The following is a 26,356-nucleotide window of genomic DNA, read 5'->3' as shown; positions in this document are numbered from 1 at the left end:
TCTGCACCTGACGCGGGCGCGGCGACCCTTTCGCGCGCCCGAAATCAAGGCGCTCTTTATCAAGGTGCCGGGACTATGAAGTTTTCCCGGCTCCGCCTTCTCGGCTTCAAATCCTTCGTAGAGCCCGGTGAGTTCGTCATCGAGCGCGGGCTGACAGGTATTGTCGGCCCGAATGGCTGCGGCAAATCCAATCTGGTCGAAGCTCTGCGCTGGGTCATGGGCGAAAGCTCATACAAGAACATGCGCGCCTCGGGCATGGACGATGTGATCTTTTCCGGTTCCGGCACACGGCCCGCCCGAAACACCGCTGAAGTCACGCTTTTCCTCGACAATTCGGATCGCACCGCGCCCGCCGCCTTCAACGACGCCGACGAATTGCAGGTGTCGCGCCGTATCGAGCGCGAGGCGGGCTCCGTCTATCGCATCAACGGCAAGGAAGCCCGCGCCAAGGATGTGCAGCTTCTGTTCGCCGACCAATCCACAGGCGCGCGATCGCCCTCCATGGTCGGGCAGGGGCGCATCGGCGAACTCATCCAGGCAAAGCCGCAGGCGCGCCGTGCGCTTCTGGAAGAAGCTGCTGGCATTTCCGGCTTGCACACGAGGCGGCACGAGGCCGAGCTTCGACTGCGCGCTGCCGAACAGAACCTCGAACGGCTGGACGATGTCGTCGGCGAACTCGAAAGCCAGATCGAAAGCCTGAAACGTCAGGCGCGGCAGGCTTCGCGCTTCAAGAATCTGTCGGCTGATATTCGCAAATCCGAGGCAATCCTTTTCCATCTGCGCTGGACGCAGGCGAAATTGCAGGAAGGCGAGGCGCGTTCGGCACTCGCCACCGCCACCGCACAGGTCGGCGACCGCGCCGCAGAACAGATGAATGCCGCCAAAGAGCAGGCGATCAGTGCGCACCGCCTGCCGGAACTGCGCGAGGCGGAAGCAGCAGCGGCGGCGACCGTCCAGCGCCTGTCGATCGCGAAATCGCAGATCGAAGAAGAAGCTGGCCGCATCCGCAACCGCCAGTCGGAACTCGACCGTCGCCTGCAACAGCTCGACGCCGATATTTCGCGCGAGGAGCAGATGGTTCGCGACAATGCGGACATTCTGGCCCGGCTGACGGCCGAAGAAAGCGCGCTCAACGACGACAATGCGAACGCTGCCGACCGCGAAGCGACGACATTGTCGGCCTTCGAGGAAGCGACTGCGACGCTGGCCCTGAGCGAAAGCGCGCTGGCCAAGCTGACCTCCGAACGCGCCGATGCCGCAGCTTCGCGCACGCAAATCGAGCGTTCCTTGCGCGAAACCACGGAAAGACGGGACCGTTTCGCGCGGCAATTGGCCGACATGGACCGCGAAATTTCGGAAATCGCCTCCAAAATTTCATCCCTTGCCGATCCGGAAGAAAAGCGGCAACTGACTGAGGAAGCGCAGATCGCCGTTGAGGACGCCGAAATCGCAGCAGGCGACGCCGAGCAGGCGGTGGCAACAGCACGAGCGCGCGAGGCGGAAGCGCGCGGACCTTTGCAGGAAGCCAAGGCCAAACTTGCAGGCATCGAGACGGAAGCGCGCACGCTCGCGAAAATCCTGAATTCCGGCGGCACGGATCTTTTCCCTGCCGTTCTCGAACAGATCAGCGTGGATCGCGGTTTTGAAACCGCGCTTGGTGCGGCACTTGGCGAAGACCTCGATGTGCCGCTCGACCGCTCGGCACCTGTTCACTGGGGCGATATGGAGCAGGCTGGGTCCGATGCGGCGTTGCCGGATGGGGTGAAAAGCCTCGCCAGCGTCGTGCGTGCCCCGCGTCAGCTCTCCCGTAGACTGGCGCAAATCGGCATTGTCGATGCGGCGGACGGTTCTCGCGTTCAGAAGCTGCTCGCGCCCGGCCAGCGACTTGTGAGCAAGGCAGGCGCGCTCTGGCGCTGGGACGGTTTGACGGCAAGCGCCGATGCACCGACACCTGCCGCGCAACGCCTTGCCCAGAAGAACCGGCTTCTGGAACTCGATGCGGAAGCGATTGCCGCAACCGTGAAGGTTCGTGAGGCGGAGGCAGCACTTGCCGATGCAGCCGATGCATTGCGTCTGGCGAGCGAAGCAGAGACGCAATCGCGTCAGGCCTGGCGCGAGGCGCAGCAGCGGCTTGGCGAAGCGCGAGAGGCGCTTTCGCGGGCTGAAAAGGCGTCCGGCGAATTGTCCAGCCGCCGTTCCGCACTTGAGGAATCGCGCACGCGGCTTTCCGACGGGCATGAAGAAGCGGTGGCCGCACTGATGGAGGCCGAAGCCGCGCTCGATCAGGCGCCCGACCTCAGCGATTTGCAGTCGCGGCTGGAGCAGCTTGCTTCGAATGTCTCGAAAGATCGCTCCGCACTTGCCGATGCGCGCGCCGTTCATGATGGTCTGCAGCGCGAAGCTGATGCGCGGGCGCGTCGTCTGACGGCGATTGGTGCCGAGCGCGCAAGCTGGATTTTGCGCGCCGAAAACGCATCCGGCCATATCGAGGCACTGGCAGAGCGGCGTGCCGAGGCGCTGGACGAGCGCGAAATGCTGGCCGATGCGCCCGACGAAATCGACCAGAAACGCCGCGCGCTTCTTTCGCAGCTTTCGGACTCCGAGGCGCTGCGCAAGCAGGCAGCCGACCGTTTGCAAGAAGCTGAAACCAGACAGGCCGCGCTCGACAAGGCCGCGACCGCTGCCATCCAGACACTGTCCGAAGCGCGCGAAACGCGTGGACGCGCCGAGGAAAGGCTGACCGCCGCAGACGAACGTCGCGCCGAGATCGAGGCGCGCATTCATGAAGCGCTGAACACGCAGCCGCATCTGGTCATCAAGATGACGGGGCTTGGACCCGACGATGCAATGCCCGATGTAGGCCATATCGAGCGACAGCTCGAGCGCCTGAAAATCGAGCGCGAACGGCTGGGCGCGGTCAATCTGCGCGCCGAGGAAGAACAGAGCGAGCTTTCCGAGCGGCTTGAGGCGATCGTCTCCGAGCGCGAAGACATTGTCGAAGCAATCCGCAAGCTGCGTCAGGCGATCCAGAGCCTGAACCGCGAAGGGCGCGAGCGCCTTCTGGCTGCTTTCGATGTGGTGAACACGCAGTTCCAGCGACTATTCACGCATCTGTTCGGCGGCGGCACGGCCGAATTGCAGCTCATCGAATCCGACGATCCGCTTGAGGCCGGGCTGGAAATCCTCGCCCGTCCGCCCGGCAAGAAGCCGCAGACCATGACGCTGCTTTCCGGCGGCGAGCAGGCGCTGACCGCAATGGCGCTGATCTTTGCGGTGTTCCTCACCAACCCCGCGCCGATCTGCGTGCTCGACGAAGTCGATGCACCACTCGACGACCACAATGTCGAGCGCTTCTGCAATCTGATGGACGAAATGGCGCGCACGACCGAAACGCGCTTCGTCATCATCACGCACAACCCCATCACCATGGCGCGCATGAACCGCCTGTTCGGTGTCACCATGGCAGAGCAGGGCGTAAGCCAGCTCGTCTCGGTCGATCTTCAGGCGGCTGAAGAGATGCGCGAAGCGAGTTAGCGTCCTTCATCTTGAAACAGAAACGCCGGCGGGACAGAACCCCCCTCTGCCCTGCCGGGCATCTCCCCCTCAAGGGTGGAGATTGGCTGGCACAACTCTCCGCATGTATTTTGGAACGTCGGCGATTGGTGCTGCGCTTTCACGACAGAGTAATCTCCACCCTTGAGGGGGAGATGCCCGGCAGGGCAGAAGGGGGTGCCTCGCGATTCCGTCAAAACAGGAACCGCTCTAGCGTCCAGAGTGGGGTTTAAGGCCGAAGTCCTAAAGCAAAGCGTTTACATAAACTATAGTTCAAATACGAAGCAAAAAGTAGCGCGTTATTAAGTATAGAAAAGTACACAATTACTTTACCAATCTTTTTAACTGGAAAGAAATCGGTCGTTGTTAGTTTGAGGTCGGCTTCAACGAAAGTCAGACAACGGGGCAAAGGAAATCACATGACCAATCTTCTCAAGCGTTTCGTCAAGAATGAATCGGGTGCAACGGCTATCGAATACGGCCTGATCGCAACGCTGATCGCAGTCGCAATCATCACCGGCGCTGGCCTAGTAGGTACCGAACTCGACTCAAAGTTCACGGACATTTCCGATGCACTCAAGGATAAGACCGTTCCTTGATTGGCAGTATCGTAATAAAAAGAGCCGCCTTCGGGCGGCTCTTTTTATTTGAAGTCTAGTTTGCGGAATACGGAGCAATGGCGGCACGACAAATGTGATAAATCATAAGCGCTGGCTTAAATCTTTGGACGAGTTCGAAGATCCGCCTTGGATAAGCCGCCACTGGAATTCATTCGGATTCTATTCGTTGCTTATTATAGCGGTGCCGCATCCGCGCTTCTCGGATGGCTCATCGGATAAGCAATCGTTTTCCGCAGATAAAATGCATGGCTGGGGCGCCTGGATTCGAACCAGGGGATGGCGGTACCAAAAACCGCTGCCTTACCACTTGGCTACGCCCCAAAAGCTGACTGCGAGTCAGGAATTGGCGGCGTTATATCCAGCCAAAACGAAAAGCACAATCGCGACAAAACTGCCGGATCGAATTTATTCGCGCGAAAGCTGTGCGATCACTCGCCCCAGACGGCAAGCTCGTTTCCGGCTGGATCGGTGAAATGAAACCTGCGCCCGCCGGGAAAGGTGAATATCGGCTTGACGATATTGCCGCCGGCACTCTGAACCGCATCCAGCGTTTCTTCCAGATTTTCCGAATAGAGAACCGGCAGAGGCCTGCCGGAATTGTCCTGCGCGTCCGTATGAAAGCCGCCTTCCAGGCCTTCATCGAAGGCGGAATAGGTTGGACCGTAATCCACGAAAGACCATGAGAAGGCAGCGCTGTAAAACGCTTTCACACTGTCGAGCGTGCCGCCGACTGCAGGCATTTCGAGATAGTCCAGTTTTCCGGTGGTTTTCATTTCTGCCTCTTGTTCCTGATATGTTCTTAATGGATCATCTTGTATTTTACAAGCTTGAACTTCGTGACGAAGCTTAATCGATTGAGTTGCTCCAGTCCGGGCGCTCGGCAATTGCCTTTCGCGGTGCAGCATCGTAACGCATCAAGCTGATTACGGCGCAATGCGAAATGAGGACAGGCATGGCAAAGTGGGTCTACACATTCGGGGACGGCAATGCGGAAGGGCGCGCGAGCGACCGCAATCTGCTGGGCGGCAAGGGCGCGAATCTGGCTGAGATGTGCAGCCTCGGCCTGCCGGTGCCTCCGGGTTTTACGATCACCACCGATGCCTGCAATTCCTTTTATACCGAAGGCAGCGCGTTTCCGTCGGGTCTGGAAGACGATGTTGCCAAGGCACTGGACCATATAGGAAGCATAACCGGGCGGCGCTTCGGCGATCCGGCCAATCTGCTTCTGGTCTCAGTGCGTTCCGGAGCGCGCGCTTCGATGCCGGGCATGATGGACACGGTGCTCAATCTCGGCCTGAACGACGAGACGGTGGAAGCGCTGGCGCGCGATTCCGGCGATCCGCGCTTCGCCTATGACAGCTATCGCCGCTTTATCCAGATGTATTCCGATGTCGTGATGGGGCTGGATCACGAGGTTTTCGAGGAAATCCTGGAAGACGAGAAGGCGCAGCTCGGCCATGAGCTCGACACCGATCTTTCCGCTGCCGAATGGCAAAAGGTGATCGGTCTTTATAAGGAAAAGGTCGAGGAAGAGCTGGGAAAGCCGTTTCCGCAGTCACCGAAAGAACAGCTTTGGGGCGCGATCGGCGCAGTGTTTTCAAGCTGGATGAATGCGCGCGCGGTCACTTATCGCCGCCTGCACGACATTCCCGCAAGCTGGGGCACGGCGGTCAATGTGCAGGCCATGGTGTTCGGCAATATGGGCGAATCCTCGGCCACCGGCGTTGCCTTCACGCGCAATCCTTCGACCGGCGACAAGCAGCTTTACGGCGAATTTCTTGTGAACGCGCAGGGCGAAGACGTGGTGGCGGGCATTCGCACGCCGCAGAATATCACCGAGGCCGCGCGCATCGATGCCGGTTCGGACAAGCCTTCGCTGCAAAAGCTGATGCCGGATGCGTTCAAATCCTTCGTCGAGATTTCCGACCGCCTCGAACAGCACTACCGCGACATGCAGGATCTCGAATTCACCATCGAGCGCGGCAAATTGTGGATGCTGCAAACCCGTTCGGGCAAGCGCACGGCGAAGGCTGCTCTTCGCATAGCGGTCGAGATGGCGGCGGAAGGGCTGATCACCAAGGAGGAGGCGATTGCACGCATCGATCCGGCGTCGCTCGACCAGCTTCTGCACCCGACCATCGACCCCAAGGCCGAGCGCCATGTCATCGCCTCCGGCCTGCCTGCGTCGCCGGGTGCCGCGACCGGCGAAATCGTGTTCTCCTCGGACGATGCGGAAGACATGAAGCAGCAGGGCCGCAAGGTCATTCTGGTGCGCGTCGAAACCAGCCCGGAAGACATTCACGGCATGCATGCGGCGGAAGGCATTCTGACGACGCGTGGCGGCATGACCAGCCATGCGGCGGTGGTTGCGCGCGGCATGGGCAAGCCCTGCGTTTCGGGTGCCGGATCGCTGCGCGTCGATTATCGCACCGCCACGCTGACGGTGATGGGGCAGACTTTCAAGAAGGGCGACATCATCACCATCGATGGCGGCAATGGACAGGTGCTGAAAGGCGCGGTCGCGATGCTTCAGCCGGAGCTTTCCGGTGATTTCGCTGCGATCATGGAATGGGCCGACGCGATACGACGCATGAAAGTGCGCACGAATGCGGAAACGCCCGCTGATGCGCGCATGGCGCGCTCCTTCGGTGCGGAAGGCATTGGCCTTTGCCGCACGGAGCACATGTTCTTCGATGGCGACCGCATTCTGGCGATGCGCGAAATGATCCTCGCGGATACGGAAGAAGGCCGCCGCAAGGCGCTGGCCAAGCTTCTGCCGATGCAGCGCGCGGATTTCCTCGAATTGTTCGAGATCATGGCTGGCCTGCCGGTCACCATCCGCCTGCTTGATCCGCCTTTGCATGAATTCCTGCCGAAGACGGAAGAGGAAATTCAGGAAGTCGCGACCGCCATGAATGTGCCGGTCGACAAGCTGCGCCACCGCACGGAAACGCTTCACGAATTCAACCCGATGCTTGGCCATCGCGGCTGCCGTCTGGCCGTTTCCTATCCGGAAATTGCCGAAATGCAGGCCCGCGCGATTTTCGAGGCAGCGGTCGAGGCAGGCCGCAAGGCGGGTAAGCTGGTCGTTCCCGAAATCATGGTGCCGCTGGTCGGCATCGTGAAGGAACTCGACTATGTGAAGGCGCGCATCGACGATGTTGCGAAAAGCGTGATGCAGGAAACCGGCACCGAGATCGAATATCTCACCGGCACCATGATCGAGCTTCCGCGCGCCGCGATACGCGCGCATGTCATTGCCGAATCGGCTGAATTCTTCTCCTTCGGCACGAATGATCTGACGCAGACGACCTTCGGCATTTCGCGCGACGACGCCTCGTCGTTCCTCGAAACATACCGCCAGAAGGGCATCATCGAGCAGGACCCGTTCGTCTCGCTCGACATCGAAGGCGTCGGCGAACTGGTGCGCATGGCCGCCGAAAAGGGCAGGGCAACGCGCCCCGACATCAAGCTCGGCATCTGCGGCGAGCATGGCGGCGACCCGTCGTCGATCCATTTCTGCGAGGAAGTCGGGCTGGATTACGTCTCCTGCTCACCCTTCCGCGTGCCGATTGCAAGGCTTGCCGCAGCGCAGGCGGCGGTCAAAAGGAAGTGAGCTATACCCGATTTGCAAATTGGGTATAGCGCCGGAACCGCATCCCAACTTCGCCATGATCCGGGCGGATAGCTCCGCCGGATTTACTGGCGCAGAGACAAGACGATGCGGATTTTCCTGGCTTTCACGATAGCAGCGGGGCTGTTGGCATTGCCTGCAATCGCTGCGCCGCAACTCGTCGAGCCATCGCTCCATCTTGCGAAAACACTTCCCGGCGAAACGCGTGTCGCGCTGACGCTGGACGCCTGCGGCGGGCGCACCGACGAGCGCATTCTTTCGACATTGGTCGAGCACCGCATTCCGGCGACGATTTTCGTCACCGGTCTATGGCTGAAACGCAATCCGGCGGCACTCGCAACGATGCGCGCGCATCCCGAATTGTTCGAGCTTGAAAATCACGGCGCGCGCCACATTCCGGCAATCGACCATCCGGCGACGGTCTATGGCATCAAGGCAGCAGGTAGTGCGGATGCCGTGCGCCTCGAAGTCGAAGGCGGTGCCGCCGATCTGGCGCAGGCAGGAATTGCCGCGCCTAAATGGTTTCGCGGCTCGACGGCGAAATACAGCCCGTCATCGGTGACGCTGATCCGCAAGATGGGGTTCCGCATCGCGGGCTATTCGATCAATGGCGATGGCGGCTCGCTACTCGGTGCGGCAGCCACCGAAAAGCGCGTGATGAGTGCGAAGGACGGCGATGTCATCATCGCCCATATCAACCAGCCGACGCATTCGGCAGGCGACGGATTGGTCAAGGGTTTGCTGGCGCTGCAGGCGCGGGGCGTGAAGTTCGTGAGGCTCGAAGATGCCGATGGGGATGGGGTGTTCGAAACTGGGGACTGAGCATTTCCTGTTTTGATGGAATCGCGAGGCGCCCCCCTCTGTCCTGCCGGACATCTCCCCCACAGGTGGGGAGATTACTCTGTCATGGACGCGTGGCACCAATTGTTGACGTTGCAGAATGAAAGCGGATGGTGGTGTCAGCCAATCTCCCCACCCGTGGGGGAGATGTCCGGCAGGACAGAGGGGGGCGCTGTCCCGTCGGCTTTTCTATTTAAAAATGAAGGGCTCGAAGCTGAGGTGTTCGCGCGCCCCAGGCTCACATCGACGCGATGTCGATCTTCACCTTGGTCGGATAAAACGCCCCATAGTCTTTTATCTTCGTCATTTCGTCATAGGGTTTTTGATAGGCCCACATGGCATCCTCGCGGCCTTCGCCGCCGGCTGATGCGTTCCAGTATTTGGCGTCGCCCTTGTAGGGACAATTCGTTCTGGTCGCGCTGGGGGACAGGAATTCGAAATAAATATCTTCGAACGGAATGTACAAGACAGGCTGATATTCTGCCTCGCGCAACGTCAGTACATTTTCCGACGATGCGATGATCGTGTCGGCAAGCGTTACCGTCACCACGCCTGCAAGCGGAGTAACCGTGATGCTTCTGTTCGGGTCGCGTTGAAATCCGGGTGAAGGGTTTTGTTTGGCCGGATCAGGGGCGTGTTCCATAATGTGGTCTCCTTATGAGAGGACAACGCCGCTCAGAACCGCCTGTTCCGTTCGAAAATCCGCCTCATCGGATTTGGCAGCCAATGAGGCGGACGCCCGTATCAATCCCTGGAAATGCTGCCTTCGGCCTCGTTGAGCGAAGTTTCCAGCCGGTCGAACAATTCGTTGAGCTCCGGCTCGGTGATGACCATTGGCGGGCAGAGAGCGATCGTGTCGCCGATGGCGCGCAGGATAGCGCCATTCTTTTCGATGATCTTCGCGACCTGTGCACCCACACCCTTCGATGGATCGAAGGAGCGCTTGGTCTTCTTGTCGGCCACCAGTTCGACACCGCCCATCAGGCCGCAATAACGCGTTTCGCCGACAAGCGGATGGTCGGCGATCTTCTTCAGCCGCTGTTCGAAGAGCGGCGAAAGGGAGCGCACATGCCCGATGATGTCGCGCTTCTGGTAGATTTCGATTGCCTTGACGCCGAGTGCGCAGCCCACTGGATGCCCGCCATAGGTGAAGCCATGGCCGAATGTGCCAAGCGTTGCCGAATGATCGACATAGGACTGATAAATATCCTCCGGCATCATCACGGCACCCAGCGGCGAATAGGCGGAGGTGAGCTGCTTCGCGGCAGAGATCGTCGTCGGGCGCATGCCCAGCGTCTGGCAGCCCCACCAATTGCCGGTGCGGCCGAAACCGGTGATGACTTCATCGTCGATCATGATGATGTCATGCTCGTCCAGAACCGCCTGGATCGCTTCATAATAACCGGCAGGCGGCACGATTACGCCGCCAGCGCCCATAATGGGTTCCGCGATAAAGGCCGCGATTGTATCGGGGCCTTCGCGCTCGATCATGTCGCGCAGGGACTGCACGATGCGCGCGGTGAATTCGGCCTCGCTCTCGCCATCCTGACCGAAGCGGTAATAATGCGGACAATCCGTGTGCAGCACGCGGTCCACCGGCAAATCCCAGCCCTTGTGGTTGCCGGGCAGGCCGGTCAGCGACGCCGACATGATGGTGACGCCATGATAGGCTTTCACGCGCGAAATGATCTTCTTCTTGTTGGGTTTGCCGCGGGCATTGTTCATGTACCAGGCAAGCTTCACCTGCGTATCGTTGGCTTCCGAGCCGGACGAGGTGAAGAACACTTTGGAGATCGGAACAGGCGCGATTTCCTTGAGCTTTTCGGCAAGCTCGATTGCCGGTTCGATGCTCTTTGCGCCGAACAGATGATAGTAAGGCAAAGCGCGCATCTGCTGAACGGCGGCTTCGATAAGCTCTTCATCGCCGAAGCCCAGACCCGCGCACCAAAGACCGGACATGCCTTCGATGTAGCCGCGCCCCTGCGTGTCATAGACATAGACGCCCTTGCCGCTTTCGATAACCAGCGTGCCTGTCTCGCGCAGCTTGTGGATGGGCGTGTAGGGGTGAAGCAGCGAATCGATGTCGCGTGTCTGCAGATTGGTCAGCGGCGGGGTGTTGAGCATATGCGTCTCCCGAAGGTCCGGAATTGGAAAACGCAATCTAGCCTGTTCGCAGGCGCAAACGAAAGGCTTGTGCCTGCTGGTTCAAGAGACAGGCCGATATTTGGACCAATGAATTATGCGGCTGCCGCGAAGGTTTCCAGCACATCTGCATAAGCCGGGATGATGCTTGCCACCGGATTTTCGCTTTTGGAGGCTGCCTCCACGCGAAGCTCGCCGCCTGCGACCGATTGCGTCAGGATCACGAAATGCCGCTCTCCGGCTTCATCGACGAAGGCGGTTGCGACATGGCATGCATCCAGCCCTTCGCCGGTTTTCATCCTGAACAGCAAGGTTCCGCTGAACGCCTCGACCGCGCCTGTTGCGGTGCGTTCGAACTCGTCATCGGAAACGATCTGGATGGTTGCCGGCAGGTTCGCCGTTTCAGCCTGATCCATTTCCAGAAAATCTTCTTCCAAAAGTTCCACAAGCTCGGCGCCCATGAGAATTCTCTCTTTCTCCGGTTTAGCGGCGGCCCCCGTTAATAATCCTTAACAACTCCATGGCTTCAATGTGGCATTTGCCCCGAAGTTCCCTGCTGCACTGGACTTTCGTGACATTCCTTCCAAAATAACCGGAGAGAAAAACCATAGGGAGGAAATCTATGCTCGGATTGATGCAGGAATGGCCGCTGCTCTGCCACAAAATCCTGGACCACGCCGCCGCCCAGCATCCCAATCGCGAGATCGTTTCCCGCTCTGTCGAAGGACCGATAGTCCGCACGACCTATTCCCAGATTCACGCACGCTCGCTGAAAGTCGCGCAACGGCTGGAACGTGATGGTTTCACCGTGGGTGATCGCATCGCGACGATGGCCTGGAACAGCGGCCGTCATCTCGAAGTTTGGTATGGCGCGATGGGCATTGGCGCGATTTACCACACGCTCAATCCGCGGCTCTTTCCCGATCAGATCGCCTGGATCATGAACGATGCGGAAGACAAGGCGCTGTTCGTCGATCTGACCTTCATGCCGCTGGTCGAAAAGATCGCGCCGCAGGTGAATTCGCTCAAGCGCATCGTCGTTTTGACGGATGCGGCGCATATGCCTGAAACCGCGCTTCCCAATGTGGTTTCCTATGAAGAATGGCTGGCCGAGGCCGATGGCGACTTCAAATGGACGGATCTCAGCGAAAACACTGCCGCTGGCATGTGCTACACCTCCGGCACGACGGGTGAGCCGAAGGGCGTGCTTTATAGCCACCGCTCAAATGTGTTTCACGCCATGATCGCCTGCATGCCGGATGCGATGGGCATTTCCTCACGCGACGTGGTTTTGCCGGTCGTGCCGATGTTCCATGCCAATGCCTGGGGGTTGGCGCAAAGCGGCCCCATGGTCGGCGCAAAACTGGTCATGCCGGGCGGCAAGCTCGACGGCGCCTCGATCTACGAATTGCTGGACACGGAAAAGGTGACGTTCACCGCCGCTGTCCCGACGATCTGGCTTATGCTTTTGCAGTTTCTGGAAGAAAGCGGAAAAAAGCTGCCGCATCTGAAAAAAGTGGTCATCGGGGGCTCTGCCTGCCCGCGTGCGATGGTGCAGAAATTCCAGGACAATTACGATGTCGAGGTGATCCACGCCTGGGGCATGACCGAAATGTCACCGCTCGGCACGCTGGCGACCCTCAAGCCAGATTATGCCGAGCTTTCCGCCGAAAAGCGCCTCGACGCGCAATCCAAGCAAGGCCATGCGCCATTCGGTGTTGAGATGAAGGTTACGGACGACGAGAACAAGTCGCTTCCGTGGGATGGCAAGACCTTCGGGCGTTTGAAGGTGCGCGGCCCGGCGGTTTCCAGCGCCTATTATGGCGGCGCGGGGGCCGAGCAATTCGACGAGGATGGCTGGTTCGACACGGGCGATGTCGCCCATATCGACCCGCTCGGCTACATGCAGATCACCGACCGCGCCAAGGATGTCATCAAATCGGGCGGCGAGTGGATTTCGACCATCGATCTCGAAAATCTGGCGGTCGGCCATCCATCCGTTGCGGAAGCTGCGGTCATCGGCGTCCGCCATTCCAAATGGGATGAGCGGCCTCTGCTCGTCGTGGTGAAAAAAGAAGGTGCCGCTCTCGAAAAGGAGGAAATCCTGAGCTTCATGGATGGAAAGGTCGCAAAATGGTGGCTGCCCGACGATGTCGCCTTCGTGAAGGAAATTCCCCACACGGCGACGGGAAAAATCCAGAAAACCGTGCTGCGTGATCAGTTTCGCGACTATCGCCTGCCGACAGATTGAAGCCTTTAAAAAAGCACTACGCTTTGTTCAGCTTGATGCTCTAGAAGCTCATTCAGGAGTTAACAGAGCGGCGCTGAATGACTGCAATCTGGGAAAGACGACATTCGCGGGCGGCGATCTGGTCGAGGCGGCTGGGGCTGTTTTCCGCAGTCCTGCTGGCAACGGCCGCGATCGGGCATCGCTATCGCTTTCTCGAAACGCCCGGCTTCTTCTGGATTCAAGGACTGGTCGGCATTCTGGCGTTGCTGTCGCTGGCGCTGGCCGGATACGCTTTCCTTCGGCTTTGGAACCATGGCGAAGCGGGCGGGCGCAAACTGACCGTCGGTGCGCTGGTGTCGCTGATCGTTCTGGTGCCGTTCGGTTATGCCGCCTATCAGGCGAATACGAACCCGCCGCTCAACGACATTTCGACCGATCTCGACGATCCGCCGGTTCTGTCCAACGCACAGCGCGCGCGAACCGCCGAGATGAACCAGATCGTGCCGTTCACGCCTGCCGAGCGAAATCTGCAGATCGTCAGCTATCCGGGCGTCGTTGGGCGGCGCTACGATCTGCCGTTCGATGCCACGCTGGCGGCGGTCAACGATGTCGTCTCGCGTCAGGGCTGGCAATTGGTCGGGCCGATACCCGTGGCGGTCGGGCAGATGGAAATCACCATTCAGGCGGTTGCTGCGACGTTGATTCTGGCATTCCCCATCGACGTTTCGATCCGCATCACCAATGAGGGTGAAACGACCTATGTCGATATGCGCTCCGCATCGCGTTACGGGCGTCACGACCGGGGCGACAATGCCGCCCGCATCGAAAGCTTTCTGGCCGAACTCGACGCGGAGATTGCAGGCAAGACCGGCGCAATGCCGGAGGAATAGTCAGGCAGCGGGAAAGAATATCCCATTGATCGCCGGCATGCCTTCGGTCTGAACGGCACCGCGTCCGACCAGATCTTCCAGATGCGCCAGAACCGAAAGCGCGGCTGCACCATGCAGACGCGGGTCGGTGTCGCGGTAGATGGCCGCGACCATTTCCGGGATCGTGCGATCACCGGCATTCACACGCTCGATGATGGCGCGCTCGCGCATTTTGCGGTGGGTGCGCAATCCGCGCAGGAAAGGCCGCGGCTTGGTGACCGGCCCGCCATGGCCGGGCAGAAAAATCCGGTCGTCCCGCTCAAGAAGCCGCTCCAGCGAGGCCATGTAATCGGCCATCGCACCATCAGGCGGCGCGACGATCGTCGTTGCCCATGCCATGACGTGATCGGCGGAAAACAGAACACCGTCACGGTCGAGCGCGAATGCGGCGTGGTTGGCCGTGTGTCCGGGTGTCAGAACGGTTTTCAGCGCCCAGCCATCGCCTTCGACGACGCTTCCATCGGCAAGCACGAGGTCGGGTACGAAGTCCATATCGGCGCTGGCGTCGAGCGGATTGATCTCGCCGATCTGCAACGGGCGGGCAGGGCGGTGCGGCCCTTCGGCTGCGGTGACTGCGCCGGTTTCGGCCTTCAGGCGGGCGGCCAGCGGCGAGTGATCGCGATGTGTATGGCTGACGAAGATGTGGCTGACCGGGCGCCCATTGATCGCCTTCATCAAGGCATCGAAATGCGCGTCGTCTTCCGGCCCCGGATCGATCACCGCAAGCGTTTCGCGCCCGACAATATAGCTGTTCGTGCCGTGAAAAGTGAACGCGCTCGGATTATTGACGGTCAGCCGCAGAATGTCTTGTCCGACGGGAATTGCCTGTCCGTAGGCGGGTTCGAACTCGGTGTTGAAATCCATGATGACTCTGGGCTGCTTCGGGAAATCCTATAAAACCGATTGCCGCTCAACATGGAAGGCAATATGCGGAAATTCGGGTTGCGACGGCAATATCAGCACGCGTGCCGCCGCTTGGGGCAGTTTTTTAGCGCCGCAACAGCAAAACCGGCAATTTATGAGCTTCGCGGAATTTCATTTCGCAAAGTAAGCGCCCCGCGCAAAATCACACTGCCAATGGCTTCCATTTTGGTTGCGCTCTCCTTGAGGAAGGAGGGTGTTTAACGGCATTTATGCGGAAACATATAAAGCGGCCGTTTTCGACCCGGCCGCTGTTGTGAGGCCTTCCGAATGCCAGCCAAACTCACCCACCTCGATCGGCTAGAAGCCGAGGCGATTCATATTTTCCGTGAGGTCGCGGCCACGTTTACCAAGCCCGTGATGCTCTATTCGGTCGGCAAGGATTCGTCCGTTCTGCTGCATTTGGCGATGAAGGCGTTCTATCCCGCCAAGCCGCCATTTCCGTTTTTGCATGTCGATACGACGTGGAAATTCCGCGAGATGATCGAGTTTCGCGATGCAATGGCCGAAAAGCTCGGCTTCGATCTTCTCGTTCACATCAATGAGGATGGCGTTCGCCAGAACATCAACCCCTTCGTGCACGGCTCGAACACGCATACCCACATCATGAAGACGGTCGGTCTGCGCCAGGCGCTCGACAAATACGGCTTTGATGCAGCCTTTGGCGGCGCGCGCCGCGACGAGGAAAAATCCCGCGCGAAAGAGCGCATTTTTTCCTTCCGCGACAAGCAGCATAGCTGGGACCCGAAGAACCAGCGTCCGGAAATGTGGAAGATCTTCAACACCCGTGTCGCGCAGGGCGAATCCATCCGCGTCTTCCCGCTGTCGAACTGGACCGAGCTCGATATCTGGCAGTACATCCTGCAGGAAAACATCCCCATCGTGCCGCTCTATTTCGCCAAGAAAAGGCCCGTCGTTCAGCGCGACGGCATGCTCATTCTGGTCGATGACGACCGCATCAAACTGCAGCCCGGCGAGGTGGTGGAAAACCGTCTCGTGCGCTTCCGCACACTCGGCTGCTACCCGCTGACCGGCGCAATCGATTCCGATGCGGACGATCTTGAGGGCATCGTTTCCGAAATGCTGACCGCCCGCACCTCCGAGCGGCAGGGAAGATTGATCGACCGCGACGAAGCCGGGTCGATGGAAAAAAAGAAGCGCGAAGGGTATTTCTGAAAATGCGCCATCTGCGTGCCGAAACCATCACCGAAGTCGAAACAGTCCGCGATTATCTGGCCGCGCAGGAGCAGAAATCGCTGCTGCGCTTCCTCACCTGCGGCTCGGTCGATGACGGGAAATCCACGCTGATCGGGCGGCTTTTGTCCGACACCAAGCAGATATTCGAAGACCAGCTCGCGACGCTCGAAAGCGACTCGCGCAAGCATGGCACGACCGGCGACGATGTCGATTTCGCGCTGCTTGTCGACGGGCTGGAAGCGGAGCGCGAGCAGGGCATCACCATCGATGTCGCCTACCGCTTTTTCGCGACGCCGAAGCGCAAATTCATCGTCGCAGATACGCCCGGCCATGAACAGTACACCCGCAACATGGCAACGGGTGCTTCGACCGCCGATCTGGCAATCGTGCTTATCGATGCACGTCAGGGCGTGTTGAAACAGACGCGGCGGCATTCGTTCATCGCATCTTTGCTGGGCATCCGGCACATCATAATCGCGGTCAACAAGATCGATCTCGTCGGCTATGAACGGTCGGTTTTCGAGCGCATCGTGCGCGATTACAACGCCTTTGCCGGCGATCTCGGCTTCCAGACCATCACCGCCATTCCGCTTTCGGCGCGCTATGGCGACAACGTCACCAAAAGCTCCGACAAACTCGGCTGGTATGAGGGGCCGACGCTTCTCGAACATCTCGAAACCATCTCGGTCGATGAAGAACCGGCGGAGCGGCCCTTCCGCTTTCCGGTGCAATATGTGAACCGTCCGAACCTCGATTTCCGCGGTTTCGCAGGTACGGTTTCATCGGGTTCGATCTCGCAGGGCGACGAAATCGTCGTCGCGAAATCCGGCAAGGCATCGAAGGTCAAGCGCATCGTCGCCTATGGCGGTGATCTGCAGACGGCTGTCGCGGGGCAGGCGGTAACGCTTATGCTCGAAGACGAGGTCGAAGTCTCGCGCGGCAACATGCTGGTCGCGCCCACCGCCCGCCCGCAGGTGGTGGATCAGTTTGCAGCCAATGTCGTCTGGTTCGACGAACAGGCACTGCTGCCCGGCCGCTCCTACATTCTGCGCACCGAAACCGATCAGGCGAGCGCCACCGTCACCGATCTGAAATACCGCATCGACGTCAATAATTTCGCGCATGAAGCGGTGAAATCGCTGGAAATGAACGAGGTCGGCGTCTGCAACATCGCGGTCCAATCGCCAATCGCCTTCGATAATTTCGCCGACAACCGCACCACCGGTGCTTTCATCCTCATCGACCGCATCAGCAATGCGACGGTCGGCGCGGGCATGATCCTGCATCCGCTGCGCCGCGCCGAAAACATTCATTGGCAGTCGCTCGATGTCGGTAAGGTGGAGCGCGCGGCGATCAAGAACCAGCAGCCTGCGGTTCTCTGGTTCACGGGTCTGTCCGGCTCCGGCAAATCGACCATCGCCAATCTGCTCGAAAAGAAGCTGCATTCGGCGGGCCGCCACACCTACATTCTGGACGGCGACAATGTCCGCCACGGTCTCAATCGCGATCTCGGTTTCAAGACGGAAGACCGTGTTGAGAACATCCGCCGCGTGGCCGAAGTCGCGCGCCTGATGGCCGATGCGGGACTGATCGTCATCGTGTCCTTCATTTCGCCCTTCCGGGCCGAGCGCGAATTGGCGCGCAGCCTGATGGCGCCGGGCGAATTCGTTGAGGTTTTTGTCGATACGCCTTTCGAAGAATGCGCGCGCCGCGACCCCAAGGGGCTTTACTTGCGCGCCATGAGTGGTGAAATCAAAAACTTCACCGGTGTCGATTCTCCCTATGAAGTGCCGGTAAAACCGGAGCTTCATCTTCAAACGCTCGGTAGAACACCGGAAGAAATGGTAGAAGCCCTGGAAAATTGGCTTCGCGAACGCAAGAGTGCAGACCAGCAATATGACGAGGGCGGCGGCATCTGACGGAACGATCCTCGAAACATTCGAGCGATTGGCGCTGGATGCCGGAAAGGCGGTCATGAAGGTGTTTCACACCGATATGACCGTGTTCGAAAAATCGGACTCTTCTCCGGTAACGGAGGCAGACCGGGCAGCCGAAAAAATCATCCTGAAGGGCCTGCGCGCGGCCTTTCCCGAAATCCCCTGCGTGGCGGAGGAGGAAGCGTCGGCTGGCGTCGTTCCGCCGCCGCTGGACGGGTTGTTTTTCCTTGTCGACCCGCTGGATGGCACGCGCGAATTCGTCAACCGCAAGCAGGATTTCACCGTCAATATCGCGCTGGTGCGCAATGGAATTCCCGAAATCGGCGTCGTTTACGCGCCGTGCAGCGGGCATTTCTACTCAGGCCGTCCCGATCTTGCCGAAAAGCTCGACATTTCCGAAGACGGGACTATCGAAAAGCGCCGCAAAATCCATGTCCGTGAAGGGCAGGTGCCGCTAACCATTCTCGCCAGCCGCTCGCACCGCACGCCCGAAACCGACGCCTTCATTCGTAAGATAGAGGCCGCCGAGATCATCTCGGTCGGCTCGTCGTTGAAATTCTGTCTGATCGCATCGGGTGAGGCCGACATCTACCCGCGCTTCGGCCGCACCATGGAGTGGGACACGGCAGCCGGTGACGCGATCCTGCGCGCTGCGGGAGGGTCCACCAGGACGCTTGACGGCAAGCCGCTGCAATATGGCAAGCGCGATCTGGCGACGGATGTGGATTTCGTGAACCCGTATTTCGTGGCGCGCGGGAATATTGTCGAGGCTGGCTGAACCCCTCTCCGGTTTGCTGCGCAAACCACCTCTCCCCTTGGAAAGGGGCAAGGAAGGATGCCGCCGCTTTTCCTCTCCCTCACGAAGTGGGGGAGAGGTGGCCGCGTAGCGGACGGAGTGGGGGTAGCCTACTCCGCCGCAGCCTTCGACGAATTCGACCCCACGAAATTCCTGATTTCGCTAATCACCCGGTCCTGATCGGCTTCACTGAGATAGGGGTGCATCGGCAGGCAGAGGATGTTTTTCGGCAGCGTCTCCGACACCGTCAAACCGGTCGGCGTACGCGGGAAATCGCGGTAGGCGATTTGCGCGTGCAGCGGCTTCACATAGTAGATGACGGACGGAATGCTCTTCTCCTTAAGATGGGCTTTCAACCCGTCGCGGTTCGGTGTCTCGATGGCATATTGCGCCCAGGCCGAGCGGCTGCCATCGGGCGCATGCGCGGCCTTTACGACATCGCCAAGGCCTTCGACATAGCGGCGTGCCACGCGGTCGCGTGCTTCCATCTCGTCTTCGAGGATCGCCAGCTTTTCGATGAGAATTGCCGCCTGCAACGTGTCGAGGCGCGAGTTCAGGCCGACAACCACATTGTCATATTGCGTCTCGCCCTTGCCGTGGAAGGCAAAGGAGCGCAGGCGTTCGGCCAGCGCATCGTCATTGGTGAACATCGCGCCGCCATCGCCATAACAGCCGAGCGGCTTTGCCGGGTAGAAGCTGGTTCCGGCGACATGGCCGAACGCGCCGCACATCTTGCCATCGAGTTTGCCGCCGATGGACTGAGCGGCGTCTTCAATGACCAGCAGATTTTCGCGCTCGGCGATCTTTTCGATTGCCTCATAGTCGGCCCCAAGGCCGAACAGATCGACGGGGATGATCGCGCGCGGCGTCAGGCGGCCTTCCGCCTTCACCATCGCGATTGCCGCTTCGAGGCTTTGAATGTCGATATTGTAATTGTTCTTGTCGACGTCGACGAAAATCGGCTCTGCCTTGGCAAGCGACACGACTTCCGCGGTCGCTGCAAAGGTGAAGCTCGGCACGAACACCGCGTCGCCGGGGCCGATGCCCGAAGCGTAGAGCGGCAAAAGCAGCGCGTCGGTGCCGTTTGCGCAGGCGACGACATGCTTGACGCCGACATAATCCGCGAGCTTTTTCTCGAACTCCGCCACCTGCGGGCCGAGGATGTAGCGGCCATCATCGACCACATGGTCGATTGCCGCTTTCAGCCTGTCGCGGATTCTTTCGCGCTGTGCGCCGAGGTCGATGAATTGCATGATCGCTCCGGAAAAAATTCTGGCCCTTTGGCCACATTACGAACGCTGATTAGCAGGGAAGCCAGCGCCTGAGGAAGCGCCCCGCGCCCTGCCGGATTTCACCGGCGTTCGCTCGCCGTTACTATAGCGATGCCGGGGAGGGGGTCAAAGGCGCACAATGCCGCGATTTTTGGCATGTGACGGAATTTGCTGGAGAATGTGGGAAATATAAAGTGATCGTGGGGCCAACTTATATGGAGAGGTTTGCGTTCCGTCGCGCGCCCCTCTGTCCTGCCGGACATCTCCCCCACAGGTGGGGAGATTGGCAGTTGGTCCCGCCGCTCTAAGCCTTCAACGATTGGCGAAATCATAGATGAAAGCCAATCTCCCCACCCGTGGGGGAGATGTCCGGCAGGACAGAGGGGGGCAGCGTCGAGCGTTGACCTAATTACCAAGCTCCCGCCGCCAAGGCGGATTGGCACCCGCCCGCGAAACCGTCACCGCAGCCGCCTGCGACCCAAGTGTCAGCGCCTGCCGGATTGCCTCCGGCGTTAGCCGTTCAAGCGCCTGCTTGGACAGCAAATTCTGATCATACAGCGAGGCCAGCACGCCGGCATTGAACGTATCGCCAGCACCGACCGTATCGACGACCTGAACCTGTTTCGGCTCGACCTGAACCTTTTCGCGCTTCGTGTAGCCGACCGCGCCATCGCCGCCATGGGTGACGAGAATGAGCTTGGGGCCACTTTCGAGCCATGCGGCGGCGATGTCGTCTTCGCTGCCATCCAGTCCGAACCATGCCAGATCCTCGTTCGACAGTTTCACGATGTCGGCCATCGCCATCATGCGGCGGATGCGATCCATGTGCTTGTCCTTGTCGGGAATGAAACCCGGCCGGATGTTGGGATCGAGCATGGTTACGCGGCGGTCGTGCTCGCGCCGCATCAGGGCCTCATAGGCACTGCCGCTCGGCTCTGGAATGAGGCTGATCGCGCCGAAAAGCATGGCCGATATGTCGTCTTCCAGAAGCGGAAGATCGTCTTCACTCAGCATACGCCCGGCGGTGTTTTCGTCGTAGAACGTATATGTCGCGTGGCCGTTTTCCAGCCGCACGAAGGCGAGCGTGGTCGGGCGTGCCGAAACGTCCGCATAGCGCGAGCCGACATTGCTTGTGGCCAGAACGTCCCTGATCTGCTGGCCGAAAAGATCCGACGACAGGCCGGAAAAGAATTCGACAGGGATGCCCAGCCGCCCCAGCGCAATAGCGCTGTTGAACACCGCGCCGCCCGCATAGGGCGCAAAGGATGGCTCGCCGTCGCGGCTTTCGCGCGGCAGCATGTCGATCAGCGCTTCACCACAGCAAAGGATCATGCGTTGGAGCCTTTTTCGGGATAGATCACGCCCTTGCGCAGGATGACATTGGCGTAGAGCAGGGGTTCGCTGGTTGCGATCACGACATGGGCGGCGGCAACGCGCGCGTAAAAATCGGCACCGGCAAGCGGTGTGATGGTGCGGCCGGGCGCATGTTTGCGGATGAGATTTTCGATGTCACCATGCACCGGCGCGACCTCGCTTGGAATTCCCTTGGCCGACGAGCGGAAAATCGCATCCTCGATGAAATCGTCGATTGGCAGCACGCGCAGTATCGCGTCGAGCATCGGCAAAAGCTCGATCCCGTCTGCTCGTATGATGCGCCGCGCATGTTCTTCTGCCGGATAATTGCCGTCCACCAGCGCGATTTCGTCGCCATGACCCATCGCGCGCAGCGTCGAAAGAAGTTCCGGCCCGAGAATTGGCGGTATGCCGATAAGCATGTTCAATTACCTTTCAAAAGCGGGGCTGGCCCGATCAAAAAACGTTCCGACAGGGGCAGGCTGGCGCCACCCAGCGCGCGGGCATGGATGCCCACCGTTCCCTCGATGATGGAAGGCACGTTTAGCCCTTCGACGTCGATTTCGTCCATCGCCATTCTGACGGATGCGACGAGCCGTTCGCGGATTTTGGCGGGCATCCAGCCTTCGATGACTGCTGCCTCGAAATCGAGGATCGAGGATGCACTGACGATCGCGTAGGCCAGTGCCTGCCCGGCCTTGGAAATCCATTGGTCGAGCTCCGGGCCGAGGTCGCCCCAATCTTCCGGCGCGGTCCACAGATGGTCGGCCTTGCCGCCCTTATCCGTGATGGATTTTTCCAGCGTGGCGAGCGAGGCGACGTCGATGAGCTGCTGCATCGGCTCTCCTTTCTCGCCTGGAACCGGCATCGAGCCGACAGCACCGGCATTGCCGCTTTGTCCCGTGTAAAGCCCGCCATTCAGCACCACGCCGCCGCCTGCAAATGCGCCGATGTAGAAATAGATGAAGTCGCGCAGGCCGTGCGTTTTTCCGAAAACCAGTTCGGCGCCGCAGGCAGCGCTCGCATCGTTTTCCAGATAGACCGGGAAATCCACGAAGGGCTGAAGGTCGGCCCGAATATCGCGGTTGCGCCATTCTTCCATGACCTCGAGCGGCGCGCCAGCGGCATCCGCCCAGTTCCAGAGTTCGTAGGGAATGGCGATGCCAAGGCCCGAAATCCGGGAATTCTGTGCCGCGTCGAGTGTTCCGCGCAGCTTTGCGATGGCCTTGGATGCAAACTCGACGGTCTTTTGCGGTGTTGGATATTTGTAGGAATCGCGCAGCATGCCGCGCACCTGTCCGAGGAAATCGATCAGCACCAGTTCAGCGCTGCGCCTGCCGATTTTCAGGCCGAGAAAATATGCGCCCTCCGGATCGAGCGCCATCGGAACGGAAGGCTGGCCAACCTTGCCGCGAACGGGTTCCTGCCTCAGCAGAAGTTTCGCGTCTTCCAGTTCGCGCATGATGACCGAGACGGTCTGCGCGGAAAGCCTGGTCATGCGGGCAATGTCGCTTTTCGACAGGCTGCCATAGCGCCGCACGAGCGAAAGCACGAGACGCTCATTGTAATCGCGCATGCCGCTCTGGTTGGTGCCGCGAAAACGGCTTTCCTGCGGCTCCTGCGAACCCTTTGCATGATTGGCGGCGTCCACCAAAATCCTCCTGAACGCACATATGACGTGGCCAAAATGAGTAGTTTGCGAAACTCTGTCAATAATAAATAAGAGTGATTTAATTATTGACAGCAAGTTTCATTGCTGGTTTTCTGATCGGGCTTGAGGATGGGAGAGACAAGTCCGATGGCGCGGCGGCAAAGACCGCCAAGGGCTTTCAACTGGGAGGTATAAGTGAGCAAATTTTACGTAAGGAATCCGGCTTTGCTCGGCGCGGCAGCGCTCGCAATAGCAGCCTTCACCGCGCCCGCTTCGGCGGCAGACGTTTCCGCGTGCCTGATTACGAAGACCGACACGAACCCGTTTTTCGTGAAGATGAAGGAAGGCGCGACGGAAAAGGCAAAGGAACTGGGCGTCAGCCTCAAGACCTATGCGGGCAGGATCGACGGTGACAGCGAAAGCCAGGTCGCGGCCATCGAAACCTGCATCGCGGATGGCGTGAAGGGCATTCTGCTGGCCGCATCTGACACCGCAGGCATCGTGCCTTCGGTCAAGAAAGCGCGCGATGCGGGCATTCTGGTCATCGCGCTTGATACGCCGCTTGAGCCGACTGATGCCGCCGATGCAACCTTTGCCACCGATAATCTTCTGGCTGGCGAACTCATCGGAAAATGGGCTGCAGGCACGCTTGGCGATGCAGCCAAGGAGGCGAAAATCGCATTCCTCAATCTGAATGCGTCGCAGCCCTCGGTCGACGTTATGCGCAATCAGGGTTTCATGATCGGCTTCGGCATCGATGCGAAGGATCCCAAGAGGATCGGCGATGAGGACGATGCACGCATCGTCGGTCATGGCGCGACCGACGGCAATGAGGAAGGCGGCCGCAAGGCCATGGAAAACCTTCTCCAGAAAGACCCTTCGATCAATGTCGTCCACACGATCAACGAGCCTGCCGCTGCCGGTGCGTATGAAGCGCTGAAGGCTGTCGGCATGGAACAGAACGTGCTGATCGTCTCCGTCGATGGCGGCTGCCCGGGCGTCAAGAACGTTCAGGACGGCGTGATCGGCGCGACCTCGCAGCAATATCCGTTGCTGATGGCGTCTCTTGGCGTCGAGGCGATCAAGAAATTCGCCGACAGCGGTGAGAAGCCCAAGCCGACCGAAGGCAAGGATTTCTTCGACACCGGCGTAGCCCTCGTCACTGACAAGCCCGTGGAAGGCGTGGAGTCGATCGACGTGAAAACCGGCCTCGATAAGTGCTGGGGCTGATCTGACCCTAAAGCATGTCTCCCGAAAGTGGGATCCGGTTTCGGGATGAAGACATGCATAAACAAGGTCAAGCCGCATCGGTGGAGGGTGGCCTCGCGGCCCCCTCCCAGATCGGCCCGGATCGGAATAGAACTGCGGGAGAAAATCGCAGATGAGTGAAATTCCAGCAGGCGTCCGGCAGTCGCAGGAATACGAGGCGGCTTTGTCCGAAAGCGACAGGGCGGTGGCGAATTTCTCCAGCGAAAAGCGGACGTTTTTCGAGCAGGCTCAACACTTCCTCCACTCCAGCCCCTCGGCGGTTCCGCTGATCGTGCTTGTCGTGGCGCTGGTCGTGTTCGGCGTTCTCATCGGCGGAAAGTTCTTCTCCGCCTTTTCCTTGACCCTTATTCTTCAACAGGTCGCCATTGTCGGTATCGTGGGTGCTGCGCAGACGCTCGTCATCACGACCGCCGGTATCGATCTTTCCGTCGGCGCGATCATGGTTCTGTCGTCGGTGGTGATGGGGCAATTCACCTTCCGCTATGGCCTGCCGCCAGCCGCGGCTGTTGCATGCGGCCTTGCTGTCGGCGCTTTCTGCGGCTGGATAAACGGCGTGCTGATTGCCTATATGAAGCTGCCGCCTTTCATCGTCACACTCGGCATGTGGCAGATCGTTCTGGCCTCGAACTTCCTCTATTCGGCCAATGAAACGATCCGCGCGCAGGATGTCGAGACGCAGGCGCCCCTGCTGCAATTTTTCGGCAATACGTTCCGGATGGGCGGCGCGGTCTTCACCTACGGCGTCATCTTCATGGTGCTGCTGGTGCTGCTCTTATGGTACGTGATGAATTACACGGCCTGGGGGCGGCACGTCTATGCGATAGGCGACGACCCGGAGGCGGCCAAGCTTTCCGGCGTGCGGGTCAAGCGCGTGCTGGTTTCCGTCTACATGCTGTCGGGCCTCATCTGCGCATTGGCGGGCTGGGCACTCATCGGCCGTATCGGTTCCGTGTCTCCGACGGTCGGGCAGTTCGCCAACATCGAATCCATTACGGCTGTGGTGATCGGCGGTATCTCGCTTTTCGGCGGGCGCGGCTCGATCCTCGGCATGCTCTTCGGCGCGCTCATCGTCGGCGTTTCGTCCTTCGGCCTGCGCATGATGGGTGCGGACCCGCAATGGACCTTTCTCCTCATCGGCGCCCTTATCATCGCCGCTGTCGCGGTCGATCAGTGGATCAGAAAGGTAGCAGGCTGATGTCAGTCGAACCGTTTCTCACAGCGCGCGGCCTCGTCAAAAGATATGGACGCGTCACCGCGCTCAACGATTGCGATTTCGATCTCTATCCGGGCGAAATCCTGGCGGTGATCGGCGACAATGGCGCCGGGAAGTCGTCGCTCATCAAGGCGATTTCCGGTGCGATCCTTCCCGATGAAGGCGAAATCCGCATCGACGGCAAGGTCGTCAATTTCCGCTCTCCGATGGAAGCGCGCGATGCGGGCATCGAAACCGTCTACCAGAACCTCGCACTTTCACCGGCCCTCTCCATTGCCGACAACATGTTTCTGGGGCGCGAAATCCGAAAGCCTGGGGTGCTCGGCAAATGGTTTCGCATGCTCGACAGGCAGGCCATGGAAAAGCGGGCGCGCGACAAGCTCTCCGAACTCGGCCTGATGACCATCCAGAATATCGGGCAGGCGGTCGAAACGCTTTCCGGCGGCCAGCGCCAGGGCGTGGCAGTGGCGCGGGCGGCGGCATTCGGCTCGAAAGTCGTCATCATGGATGAACCGACGGCAGCGCTCGGCGTGAAGGAATCGCGGCGTGTGCTGGAACTCATCCTCGACGTGAAGCGCCGCGGCCTGCCGATCGTGCTTATTTCGCACAACATGCCGCATGTCTTTGAGGTTGCCGACCGCATCCACATACACCGGCTCGGACGTCGCCTGACGACGATCGACCCGAAGGAATACACGATGTCGGATGCCGTTGCCTTCATGACGGGTGCGAAAGCACCGCCGGAAGAAGAGATCGCAGCCTTGGCGGATGTTGACTGAGAAATTTTCGTCCGCCCTTTCT

The 26,356-nt window shown here is 59.7% G+C and carries 21 protein-coding genes and 1 tRNA gene; 12 read left to right on the top strand and 10 right to left on the bottom strand.

Annotation, left to right across the window (positions count from 1 at the left end):
• Nucleotides 1-75: 75 nt before the first annotated feature.
• Nucleotides 76-3,534: a chromosome segregation protein SMC gene (gene smc / locus ABFT80_RS21200; protein WP_347973944.1), complete on the top strand. Its 3,459-nt coding sequence runs from the start codon at nucleotides 76-78 to the stop codon at nucleotides 3,532-3,534.
• A 437-nt stretch (nucleotides 3,535-3,971) separates the two neighbouring features.
• Nucleotides 3,972-4,151, top strand: coding sequence for a Flp family type IVb pilin (locus ABFT80_RS21195; RefSeq protein ID WP_347973943.1), 180 nt, complete (start codon nucleotides 3,972-3,974; stop codon nucleotides 4,149-4,151).
• Nucleotides 4,152-4,418: 267 nt separating this feature from the next.
• On the opposite strand, the gene ABFT80_RS21190 is transcribed toward ABFT80_RS21195, so the two are convergent.
• Nucleotides 4,419-4,493 (bottom strand) — tRNA-Gln (locus tag ABFT80_RS21190).
• A gap of 107 nt (nucleotides 4,494-4,600) precedes the next feature.
• Nucleotides 4,601-4,945: a VOC family protein gene (locus tag ABFT80_RS21185; RefSeq protein ID WP_347973942.1), complete on the bottom strand. Its 345-nt coding sequence runs from the start codon at nucleotides 4,943-4,945 to the stop codon at nucleotides 4,601-4,603.
• Between the two features lie 179 nt (nucleotides 4,946-5,124).
• Here ABFT80_RS21185 and ppdK point away from each other — a divergent pair, with 179 nt between their 5' ends.
• Together ppdK and ABFT80_RS21175 are read left to right on the top strand one after the other, a co-directional pair.
• A complete protein-coding gene (gene ppdK / locus ABFT80_RS21180) occupies nucleotides 5,125-7,788 on the top strand; it encodes a pyruvate, phosphate dikinase (RefSeq protein WP_347973941.1) in 2,664 nt (887 codons plus the stop codon).
• A gap of 105 nt (nucleotides 7,789-7,893) precedes the next feature.
• On the top strand, nucleotides 7,894-8,628 hold the full coding sequence (locus ABFT80_RS21175; protein WP_347973940.1) for a polysaccharide deacetylase family protein: 735 nt from the start codon (nucleotides 7,894-7,896) through the stop codon (nucleotides 8,626-8,628).
• 256 nt (nucleotides 8,629-8,884) lie between these two features.
• Here the strand turns inward: ABFT80_RS21175 and ABFT80_RS21170 are convergent, their stop codons facing one another.
• The 3 genes from ABFT80_RS21170 to ABFT80_RS21160 all read right to left on the bottom strand — a co-directional run bounded on the left by ABFT80_RS21170 (nucleotide 8,885) and on the right by ABFT80_RS21160 (nucleotide 11,249).
• Nucleotides 8,885-9,289: a DUF427 domain-containing protein gene (locus tag ABFT80_RS21170; protein ID WP_347973939.1), complete on the bottom strand. Its 405-nt coding sequence runs from the start codon at nucleotides 9,287-9,289 to the stop codon at nucleotides 8,885-8,887.
• A 101-nt stretch (nucleotides 9,290-9,390) separates the two neighbouring features.
• Nucleotides 9,391-10,770, bottom strand: coding sequence for an aminotransferase (locus ABFT80_RS21165; protein WP_347973938.1), 1,380 nt, complete (start codon nucleotides 10,768-10,770; stop codon nucleotides 9,391-9,393).
• Nucleotides 10,771-10,883: 113 nt separating this feature from the next.
• On the bottom strand, nucleotides 10,884-11,249 hold the full coding sequence (locus ABFT80_RS21160; RefSeq protein ID WP_347973937.1) for a hypothetical protein: 366 nt from the start codon (nucleotides 11,247-11,249) through the stop codon (nucleotides 10,884-10,886).
• A 161-nt stretch (nucleotides 11,250-11,410) separates the two neighbouring features.
• On the opposite strand from ABFT80_RS21160, the gene ABFT80_RS21155 reads away from it, so the two are divergent.
• Both ABFT80_RS21155 and ABFT80_RS21150 read left to right on the top strand, forming a co-directional pair.
• The gene (locus ABFT80_RS21155; RefSeq protein WP_347973936.1) at nucleotides 11,411-13,039 is read left to right on the top strand and encodes a 3-(methylthio)propionyl-CoA ligase; all 1,629 of its coding nucleotides are present in this window, start codon (nucleotides 11,411-11,413) and stop codon (nucleotides 13,037-13,039) included.
• Nucleotides 13,040-13,116: 77 nt separating this feature from the next.
• Nucleotides 13,117-13,908 (top strand): DUF1499 domain-containing protein, encoded by a 792-nt coding sequence (locus ABFT80_RS21150; RefSeq protein WP_347973935.1) that lies wholly within the window; start codon nucleotides 13,117-13,119, stop codon nucleotides 13,906-13,908.
• Here ABFT80_RS21150 and ABFT80_RS21145 read toward each other — a convergent pair whose 3' ends face one another.
• Nucleotides 13,909-14,811, bottom strand: coding sequence for an MBL fold metallo-hydrolase (locus ABFT80_RS21145; RefSeq protein ID WP_347973934.1), 903 nt, complete (start codon nucleotides 14,809-14,811; stop codon nucleotides 13,909-13,911).
• A gap of 327 nt (nucleotides 14,812-15,138) precedes the next feature.
• Here ABFT80_RS21145 and cysD point away from each other — a divergent pair, with 327 nt between their 5' ends.
• Genes cysD through cysQ form a run of 3 tightly spaced genes read left to right on the top strand, consistent with a single transcriptional unit; the run spans nucleotide 15,139 to nucleotide 18,780 of the window.
• Complete coding sequence (gene cysD, locus ABFT80_RS21140) at nucleotides 15,139-16,044, top strand: sulfate adenylyltransferase subunit CysD (protein WP_347973933.1); 906 nt, start codon at nucleotides 15,139-15,141, stop codon at nucleotides 16,042-16,044.
• Between the two features lie 2 nt (nucleotides 16,045-16,046).
• Nucleotides 16,047-17,984, top strand: a complete 1,938-nt coding sequence (gene cysN, locus ABFT80_RS21135; RefSeq protein WP_347973932.1) for a sulfate adenylyltransferase subunit CysN — start codon at nucleotides 16,047-16,049, stop codon at nucleotides 17,982-17,984.
• The gene (cysQ, locus tag ABFT80_RS21130) at nucleotides 17,962-18,780 is read left to right on the top strand and encodes a 3'(2'),5'-bisphosphate nucleotidase CysQ (RefSeq protein ID WP_347973931.1); all 819 of its coding nucleotides are present in this window, start codon (nucleotides 17,962-17,964) and stop codon (nucleotides 18,778-18,780) included. The genes cysN and cysQ overlap by 23 nt, the downstream gene beginning before the upstream one ends.
• Before the next feature lie 128 nt (nucleotides 18,781-18,908).
• Here cysQ and ABFT80_RS21125 read toward each other — a convergent pair whose 3' ends face one another.
• The 4 genes from ABFT80_RS21125 to ABFT80_RS21110 form a co-directional block, all read right to left on the bottom strand.
• Nucleotides 18,909-20,051, bottom strand: a complete 1,143-nt coding sequence (locus ABFT80_RS21125; protein ID WP_347973930.1) for a DegT/DnrJ/EryC1/StrS family aminotransferase — start codon at nucleotides 20,049-20,051, stop codon at nucleotides 18,909-18,911.
• 423 nt (nucleotides 20,052-20,474) lie between these two features.
• A complete protein-coding gene (locus ABFT80_RS21120; RefSeq protein ID WP_347973929.1) occupies nucleotides 20,475-21,401 on the bottom strand; it encodes a carbohydrate kinase family protein in 927 nt (308 codons plus the stop codon).
• Nucleotides 21,398-21,844: an RbsD/FucU family protein gene (locus ABFT80_RS21115; protein WP_347974063.1), complete on the bottom strand. Its 447-nt coding sequence runs from the start codon at nucleotides 21,842-21,844 to the stop codon at nucleotides 21,398-21,400. Before ABFT80_RS21115 ends, ABFT80_RS21120 begins: the two co-directional genes overlap by 4 nt.
• A 2-nt stretch (nucleotides 21,845-21,846) precedes the next feature.
• Nucleotides 21,847-22,998 carry an ROK family transcriptional regulator gene (locus ABFT80_RS21110; protein ID WP_347974062.1) on the bottom strand — a complete coding sequence of 384 codons (1,152 nt, stop codon included), beginning with the start codon at nucleotides 22,996-22,998 and terminating at the stop codon, nucleotides 21,847-21,849.
• 270 nt (nucleotides 22,999-23,268) lie between these two features.
• Between ABFT80_RS21110 and ABFT80_RS21105 the strand changes: the two genes are divergently transcribed.
• The 3 genes from ABFT80_RS21105 to ABFT80_RS21095 all read left to right on the top strand — a co-directional run bounded on the left by ABFT80_RS21105 (nucleotide 23,269) and on the right by ABFT80_RS21095 (nucleotide 26,334).
• Nucleotides 23,269-24,303, top strand: a complete 1,035-nt coding sequence (locus ABFT80_RS21105; RefSeq protein WP_455189979.1) for a substrate-binding domain-containing protein — start codon at nucleotides 23,269-23,271, stop codon at nucleotides 24,301-24,303.
• 151 nt (nucleotides 24,304-24,454) lie between these two features.
• A complete protein-coding gene (locus tag ABFT80_RS21100; protein WP_347973928.1) occupies nucleotides 24,455-25,537 on the top strand; it encodes an ABC transporter permease in 1,083 nt (360 codons plus the stop codon).
• Nucleotides 25,537-26,334, top strand: a complete 798-nt coding sequence (locus ABFT80_RS21095; protein ID WP_347973927.1) for an ATP-binding cassette domain-containing protein — start codon at nucleotides 25,537-25,539, stop codon at nucleotides 26,332-26,334. Before ABFT80_RS21100 ends, ABFT80_RS21095 begins: the two co-directional genes overlap by 1 nt.
• Nucleotides 26,335-26,356 lie beyond the last annotated feature (22 nt).

It is taken from the genome of Foliimonas ilicis, from assembly GCF_039939195.1.
In the GTDB taxonomy this organism is placed as follows: Bacteria; Pseudomonadota; Alphaproteobacteria; order Rhizobiales; family Rhizobiaceae; genus Foliimonas; species Foliimonas ilicis.
The sequence above is the reverse complement of the archived record's forward strand: the minus strand, read 5'-3'. Positions and strand labels throughout refer to the sequence as shown.